Raw genomic sequence first — 7465 nt, forward strand, 5'->3', positions numbered from 1 at the left:
GTCGAATTTCCGGACGATGATCACTCGAAGTGGGCGACGAGCAGCACCACGTCTTCGGCGTACCCGGCGCCCCCGGAGTCCTTGTCCCCGGTACCTGCCGTGCCGCCCTCCGGCAGGACGGTCCGCAGGACGTGGTCCGCGATGGCCTCCGGGTCGTGGCGCGCGGCCCGGGGGACGCTCGCGGCCGCCCGCTGCAGGCGGGCGAAGGCGCGGTCCATGGCGTCGCCGGTGCGGTGCAGCAGGCCGTCGCTGTAGAAGAGGAGCGTTTCTCCGGGTGCCGGTTCGATTTCCACGCTGGGTGCCTCCCAGCAGGCGAGCATGCCCAGCGGTGCCGAGAGCGAGGTCTCCACGTACTCGGCCCGGTCGTTTCCGATGATCAGCGGCGAGCAGTGCCCGGCCCCGGCCACGACGACCTTGCGCGCGGCGGGCTCGCAGTAGGCGAAGAGCGCGGTGGCGGCCCAGGAGGGCTCGGTCAGCCGCAGCAGGAGCTCGAGGTCGGAGAGGACCGCGACCGGATCCTCGCCCTCCATCACGGCGTACGCCCGCAGGGAGGCGCGCAGCCGGCCCATCGCGGCGACGGCGCCCGGCCCGGAGCCGGAGATCCCGCCGACGGCGAGGCCCAGCGCCCCCTCGGGCAGCGGCAGCGCGTCGTACCAGTCGCCGCCGCCCCCGGGGCCGGTGCGGTGGCGGACGGCGAGGCGGATGCCGGGGACCCGGGGGAGACGGCCGGGCAGCAGTTCCTCGTGCAGGGTGGCGACGGTCTCGCGGGCGTGGGTCAGCTCGACGAGCCGGGCCAGGTGCTCGGCGGCGCAGCCGCAGTAGAGGCCGGCCAGGTGGCGCCGGCGCTCGGCGGGCTCGGCGGGTTCGTCGTAGAGCCAGACGGCGGCGCCGAGCCGGGGCCCGGGCGCCCGGCCCCCGGCCGCGGGCTCCAGCGGCACCGCATAACTGGCGGCGTAGCCCAGACGGGCCGCGACCTCGCGGTGGCGGGGGTCGAGGCCGTCCTCGCCGGCGATGTCGGGGTGGGCCGTGCCGGAACGATTCCCCGTCCCCACGGGCGGCAGGTCGCCGAGGAGCCGTACGTACCCGCCGTCGTGCGGAATGGTCTCGATGTGCCCGAGGTCCGCGCGGCCCAGCCCCAGGCCGACGGTGACGGGCCGGCCGGTGCCCTCGGGCGGCTGCAGGGTGACCAGGCCGCGGCCGGCGCCGAGCAGCAGGGCTCCGGCGCGCAGCAGTTCGTGCAGGGCGGCGTCGAGGGTGGTGGTGCGCAGCAGCCGCTCGATCAGTTCCTGGAGCGTGGTGAGGTCGGAGATCCAGCCGGCGAGGCGGTCCTGGACGGCGGCATTCGGCGCGGGGGGTGCGGGGGAGGGCTCCGGGCGGTCCGGGGACGCGGGGGCGGAGGGCTCGTCGGGGGCGGAAGTGTGCGGGGAAGCAGGGGCCGGTGGATTGATTCCGGCCACTTTCGGCAGGTGGGGCGCGGTCATGGCCGGCTGCCCGGGGCGGGCCGTGCGGAGGAGCGCTCCCGGCCGGCCGGACGCGCCGTCCGCCGTGCTGCGGCGGACTGTTGTGACCAGGCTGTTGGTCTGCGCGTTCTGGTGAATAGCACCGCAAACCCCCTGTCGTGTTGCGCGCTATCAGTGCTCCACATGTACACGCCCGGGCAAGGGGATGTCCAGCATTGGACCAGTGGGATTGGTGGTGTCTGGGAGGTTCCGTGCGCTTTGAAGTTTGGCCGGAAAATACTGTCGTGGCCTTGGAATTGCGATCGACTGGCGTCGCTCGAACAGCGCGTCACGCCCACCCTGGTGGGTACGTACTCGGAGAAGGGCAGGGGCAGTTGGGGCCGCCCCGGAACCCGGCGGCGGGCCCGAGCGTCTCTACCGTCAACGGCCACGCCCGTCCCCGAGCGGCGTGGGGCAACCCATGCCGCGGGCGAGGGGCGCACCGGAGCAGCACGAAGCGCCATACGCGCGCCACCCCCCGCCACGTTTCACGCTCGGCCCGCGGCATGATGCGCTGCGTTGTACGCGCAGAGACCAGTTGATCCATGTGGTGAGCGGCCTCGCAGGGGCCACGGCGCGTTGAGTACCGCGCCATGCAGTGCCCGTAGTGCCATGTGTTCCAGGCAGTCCCGTGCAGTCCATGCGACGGCCATGGAAGTGCCATGTAGTGCGAGACGGTTCCCGCCGCCGGGCGGGGCCGGTCCTTCGGCGTTCACGGAAAGGAACGAGCGCTCATGCGCGAGATCCTCGGAAGGCGACGCAAGCTCTCCCTCCGGCGTGCCGGCCGGTCCGCGGTGCTCACCGCGGCCCTGACGTACGCCACGGAGTGGCAGTGGCCCGTACTCCCCGGAGTGGGTCTGCGGCCGGGCGGCGGGCGGGTGCGGGAGTGCGGCTGCCCGGACCCCGACTGCGCGGTCCCCGGCGCCCACCCCTTCGACCCCGGTCTGCTGGCCGCGACCACCGACACCCGGATGGTCCGCTGGTGGTGGACCAACCGGCCCGAGGCCCCCGTCGTGCTCGCCACGGGCGGGCGGGCGCCGTGCGCGGTGAGCCTGCCCGCGGTGGCGGGCGCCCGGGCGCTGGCGGCCCTCGACCGCGCGGGTGTGCGGGTGGGGCCGGTGGTGGCGACGCCCACCCGCTGGTCCCTGCTGGTGGCCCCGTACTCGCTGGAGGTGCTCGGCGAACTGCTGCACCGCCAGGACTGGGTGCCCGGCTCGCTGCGCTTCCACAACGAGGGCGGCTACATGGTGCTGCCGCCGTCCCCCACGGGGGCCGGCCGGGTGCGCTGGGAGCGGGTGCCGCGGCCGGGCGGCAGCGTGGCGGGGTCCGGTGCCGGGAACGGGCGTGTGCCGGGGGCCGGTTCGGTGCGGCTGCTGCGGGCCGGCCGGATCGACTCCTCCGCGCGGCCCTGGCTGCCGGACGTGGCCACCGTCGTGGACGTCCTGGTGGAGAAGAGCGCCGACAGCGGGACGTCCGGCGGCGGCAGCCGGCTCACGCACTGAGGCGTCGCCGGGGCGCCGCGCCGATCGTGCGGAGGGGCAAGGGCGTTGACACGGCCCGGGCCCGGACCGGCCGGTTCCGAGGGATTCCGAGGGCAGGTGAGAGCGCGTACGGACGGGAGACGCCCGCGCTCTCACTCGTTCGGGTGTAACCAACCCCGAGATGTCCCGGGAAACGGCCGTGTGGGGGCATCAAGACCCGTTCCCGCCCGCTATGTTCGGGTGACCGGGCCTGTGTCGGGTGCCGCGCACAGCGCAGCAGGCGCCGTCGGTCCGGTTCATCCGCAGGGGCGTGCCGCCGAGCCGTCCTGCGATCAGGCTTCCGCGGCGAATTGCAGGTGATCCCTCATGGAGCGAGCGTCCAGTGCGGCCGGTATGGCCGAAATGTCCAGGCCGCGTGGGGCGAATCTCCGGATGCTCGCCCTGGCCGGTGCGGTGGCGCTCGTCGTCGTGCTGCCGCTGGCCGCGGCGAGCGCCGGCCCCGCGGGTCCGGCCGGCCGGGAGCGGACGGGGCCGGGCAAGAGCCCGGTCCGGGCCCGGGGCGGCGTCCCCGGCGTCCTCGGCGACGCGCCGGGCGGAGCGCCCGCCGCGGCGTCCGACCCCCGGCCCGCCGGCCGGGCCCTCCCGCTGCCGGGCGTGCAGGACGCCAACATCGCCCAGTGCGGGCCCGAACTCTCCTCCCCCGCAGGCCTGGAGGCCCAGACCTGCGTCCTGGAGCAGAGCCACGAGACGTGGGGGCGCACGTACTACCGGAACGCCACGGGCGGCCCGCTCTCGGGCGTGCTGACCCTCATGGCGCCCGACGGCAGCACGGTCCAGGCGCCGTGCGACATGCCCGCCTCCGACGACCCGGGCGCCTGCGAGACGCCGCACGAGGCGACCGTGCGCGGACATGGCTCGTATGCAGCGGTTGCGGAGATCGCCTCGGCCAAGGGGAACCTGCTGCTCCGGTCCGGGAGCAACTCCCCTGCGGCGGAGGCCGACAGTCCGGATGTCCTCCCGTAGCCGGTCCGCCAGAGCGCTCGGGCCGGGCGCGGAGGCGCCGGGCCGGGGCAGGGGCGCACGGACGTCCGGGTGGACGTGCTGCGGGAGCTGCGGGGGAAGGGCTGCGGCCCGCTGTGGGCCGGCTGTGGGAGCGCGGGGGGCGCGGAGAGTGCCGCGCGCCCTCCGGACGCGTCCGGACATGGAAGCGCCCGGTCGCTGGCGACGGGGGATGCACCAGCGACCGGGCTCTTCAAACGGTAACAAGAGATCGGCGGTTCGCAAATTCGATCGCGGATTTCCGGACGCGGATTTCCGGGCCGACAGCGGGAGTTGTGACAGGAGTCACGCCGCCGGACGCCCGGCAGGCCCCGGAACGAGGCCTTCCGCGCCCCCGCCCCGGCCGTCACCGGATCGCGGCCGGCCGATCCCCCGCACGGGTCAGTTCAGGGTGACCTGACGGCTGGTGAGGCCGCTGCGGGCCCGGCGCTCCTCGGCCGACAGCGGCGCGGTGTCCGCCAGCGCACCGGCGAGCCGCTCCGCGAACTCCCGGGCCGGCTTCTCCACGTCCTCCGCCCGCATCCCGCTCGGCAGGTCCCACACCGGCACGGTCAGCCCGTGCGCACGGAACGAACCGACCAGGCGGGTGCCCTCGCCGAGCGAGGTCGCGCCCGCGGCGTGCAGCCGGGCGAGGGCGTCCAGGAGCTGCTCCTCCGGGTGCGTCATCACCCAGCGCAGGTGGTTCTTCTCCGGGGTCTCGCACCAGTACGCGGCGTCCGGGCCGGACAGCCGGACGGTGGGGATCGCGGCGGCGTTGGCCCGCTCCAGGGAGGCGGCGACCTCGCCGGTGGCGTTCTCGGCGTTCTCGATCCAGAACTCGAAGCCCGTGTGCACCGTCGGCTCGAATGCGCCCTTCGGGTCCAGCAGGTCCTGCAGCCGCGGCCCGTCGGCGGCGCCGCGGCCGGCGGCCACCGGGGTGCCGGGCTCGGCGGTCAGGGCGCGCTGCAGGGTGTCGGCGAGGTCGCGGCTGAGGTCGCCGGAGGCCGTGTCGTTCTGCAGGCCGAGCAGCACGGCGCCGTTGTCGCGGCGCAGCGCGGGCCAGGCCATCGGCAGCACGGTGGCGAGCGTCACCGAGGGCACGCCCTCGGGCAGGCCGTCCTTGAGGGTGAGCTCGACCGTGGCGGCGGGGACCAGCTCGCGCAGGGCGACCCAGTCGGCCTCGCCGGGCAGCCCCTCGAACGGGCGCTGCACCAGCTCGGCCACGGCGTGCGCGGCCTCGCGGCCGTGGCAGGCCTTGTACCGCCGGCCCGAGCCGCACGGGCAGGCCTCGCGGGCGCCCACCACGGGGATCGGGGCGTCGCTGCCCGCCCGGGGTGCGGCGGCCTTGGTCTGGGGGCGGCGCTTCTTGGCCATGGTGTGCGGGTCTCCCGATCGGTGCGGTGCGCCCGGCGGCGGGGCCGGGCGGCGGACTGCCTTGACGGGCGCGAGCCTAGCGCTCGGCGCCGCACCGCCTCCGGGATGCGCTGTGCCGGTCTACGCGCGTCGTCACATCAGTCCGTCGAGCTCCGGGAAGGCGAGCTCGGGGACGGGCTCAACGCGCGTAGCGAAACCGGCGCGCGCGGAGAGCGCGGCCCAGACCGTCACCTCGCCGGAGGCGTCGCGCACGCCCCAGTCCTGGGAGAGGGCACTGATGATGTTCAGTCCGCGGCCGCCGCGGGCGGTGACCGAAGGAGTGGCCGGAATGGGCCTGGTGGGCCCGCCGCCGTCGGTGACCTCGACCGTGAGCCTGCCGCGCTCGTCCACCCGCCAGGCGGCGCGGATGCCGCCGCCCTCCGGACCGCTGCCGCCTGCCGCGCCGTTCTCCCGGGGCAGCGGGCGCCCGTGCCGGTACGCGTTGCTGAGCAGCTCCGAAAGGATCAGTACGGCGTCGTCGATGACCGGATCCGGTACCCCGCTGCTGCGCAGATCCTTGCGCATCCGGTGTCTCGCCTCTCCCACACCGGCAGGACCATGGGGTACGGCCATGATCGACGACGTGGGCACCTCCTGTGCCACCACCAACGCCACCCCCGAGACCTCCTTTGCCCCACGTCAGGGGATGAATGCCCCAATGGCCTGTACCGGAAACCGGCCATCGCGCACGGGCAGGGGCACTCGCGCGGGTCGACTGCGGAGCGAACGCGCCGGTGCACTCCCTGTAATGGCCGTACGGTGGTGTCCGAGTGCGCCCCGGCGCCCGGCTGCGCCCCGCGTCTAGCGGCGGCCCAGCTGGGTAAGCACTGCCTTGGGCCGGTTGGTGATGACCGCGTCCACGCCGAGGCGGGCGCACAGTTCGACGTCTTCCGCCTCGTTGACGGTCCAGACGTGCACCTGGTTGCCGGCGCGCTGCAGCCGGGCCACGAACTCCGGGTGGTTGCGGACGATCCGGATGCTCGGCCCGGCGATGTGCACGCCCGCGGGCAGCCGCCCGTCGCGGTAGCGCGGGGAGATGAACTGCATGAGATAGACGGTCGGGATGGCGGGAGCGGCCGCGTGCACCCGTTGCAGGGAGCGGGCGGAGAAGCTCATCACGCGCACCCGGGAGGCCTCGCCCGCGGGCGGTGCGGCCAGGCCGAAGCGGTCGAGCAGGCCGAGCAGCTTCTCCTCCACCTGGCCCGCCCAGCGGGTCGGGTGCTTGGTCTCGACGGCCAGCTCGACCCGCCGCCCCGAGTCGGCGACGAGTTCGAGGAGGCGCTCCAGGGTGAGGACGGAGGTGCGCTCGTGATCGGGTGCGGCCGGGTCGATGTCCGGCGCCTCGGCGTCGGCGGCCTTGCCCTTCCACGAGCCGAAGTCGAGCGCCGCGAGGTCGGCCAGCTCAAGGGCGGAGACGGCACCGCGGCCGTTGGACGTGCGGTTCACCCGGCGGTCGTGCACGCAGACCAGGTGCCCGTCGGCGGTCAGCCGGACGTCGCACTCCAGCCCGTCGGCGCCGTCCTCCAGCGCTTTGCGGTACGCGGCCAGCGTGTGTTCCGGGGCGTCCTCGGAGGCTCCCCGGTGGGCTACGACGGCAAGCGGATGGCGCTCGGGACGGATGTCCCGGGCCGGGTGCGCATAGGTCACCGCGTTATGGTGCCACCGCCTGGCACAATCGCGCATGCGGGCCCTTTGTTCGGTAATCGCCCGGATCCGGGCGGCTCCGGCGGGGGCTGCGAGGCCAGTGGGGACACAGCCTCCGTTTACGGCGGTCTGACGTGCAATGGGAAAAGCTTGCGGCAGACATGTTGCGAGCGTGGCCTGGGTCGCGAAAAGACCGATGTGTACCGAAATGCATCGGACTGCACCATGCACCTGATGAGGAGACAACTGTGAGCACCGAGAACGAGGGCGCCGCCGTTCCGTCCGCGGCCGAGCCGGGGGCGGGGTCTCCGACCCCGGACGCGGGTGCGGGTCTTGTTCCGCCGGCACCGGTGGAGCCGCCCGCCGTCGGCGCTGCCGCGCCGACGGGCG

Annotated in this window: 5 protein-coding genes and 1 pseudogene; 2 read left to right on the forward strand and 4 right to left on the reverse strand. The window is 74.7% G+C overall.

The genetic code is table 11. The features are described from left to right. Positions 1-20: 20 nt before the first annotated feature. Positions 21-1481: a PP2C family protein-serine/threonine phosphatase gene (locus ACWD4B_RS11610; protein WP_451420567.1), complete on the reverse strand. Its 1461-nt coding sequence runs from the start codon at positions 1479-1481 to the stop codon at positions 21-23. 752 nt (positions 1482-2233) lie between these two features. Here ACWD4B_RS11610 and ACWD4B_RS11615 point away from each other — a divergent pair. Next, positions 2234-3001 carry a bifunctional DNA primase/polymerase gene (locus ACWD4B_RS11615; protein WP_451420568.1) on the forward strand — a complete coding sequence of 256 codons (768 nt, stop codon included), beginning with the start codon at positions 2234-2236 and terminating at the stop codon, positions 2999-3001. A 381-nt stretch (positions 3002-3382) separates the two neighbouring features. Beyond that, entirely contained in the window at positions 3383-4003 is a 621-nt protein-coding gene (locus ACWD4B_RS11620; RefSeq protein WP_451420569.1) for a hypothetical protein, read from the forward strand. Between the two features lie 417 nt (positions 4004-4420). Here the strand turns inward: ACWD4B_RS11620 and ACWD4B_RS11625 are convergent, their stop codons facing one another. The 3 genes and pseudogenes from ACWD4B_RS11625 to ACWD4B_RS11635 form a co-directional block, all read right to left on the reverse strand. Then, a complete protein-coding gene (locus ACWD4B_RS11625; RefSeq protein ID WP_336410381.1) occupies positions 4421-5392 on the reverse strand; it encodes a DUF5926 family protein in 972 nt (323 codons plus the stop codon). A gap of 132 nt (positions 5393-5524) precedes the next feature. Continuing rightward, positions 5525-6133 (reverse strand): annotated as a pseudogene (locus tag ACWD4B_RS11630) (ATP-binding protein). Between the two features lie 99 nt (positions 6134-6232). Next, positions 6233-7078 carry a glycerophosphodiester phosphodiesterase gene (locus ACWD4B_RS11635; RefSeq protein ID WP_390777193.1) on the reverse strand — a complete coding sequence of 282 codons (846 nt, stop codon included), beginning with the start codon at positions 7076-7078 and terminating at the stop codon, positions 6233-6235. Positions 7079-7465 lie beyond the last annotated feature (387 nt).

It is taken from the genome of Streptomyces sp. NPDC002536 (assembly GCF_053594995.1).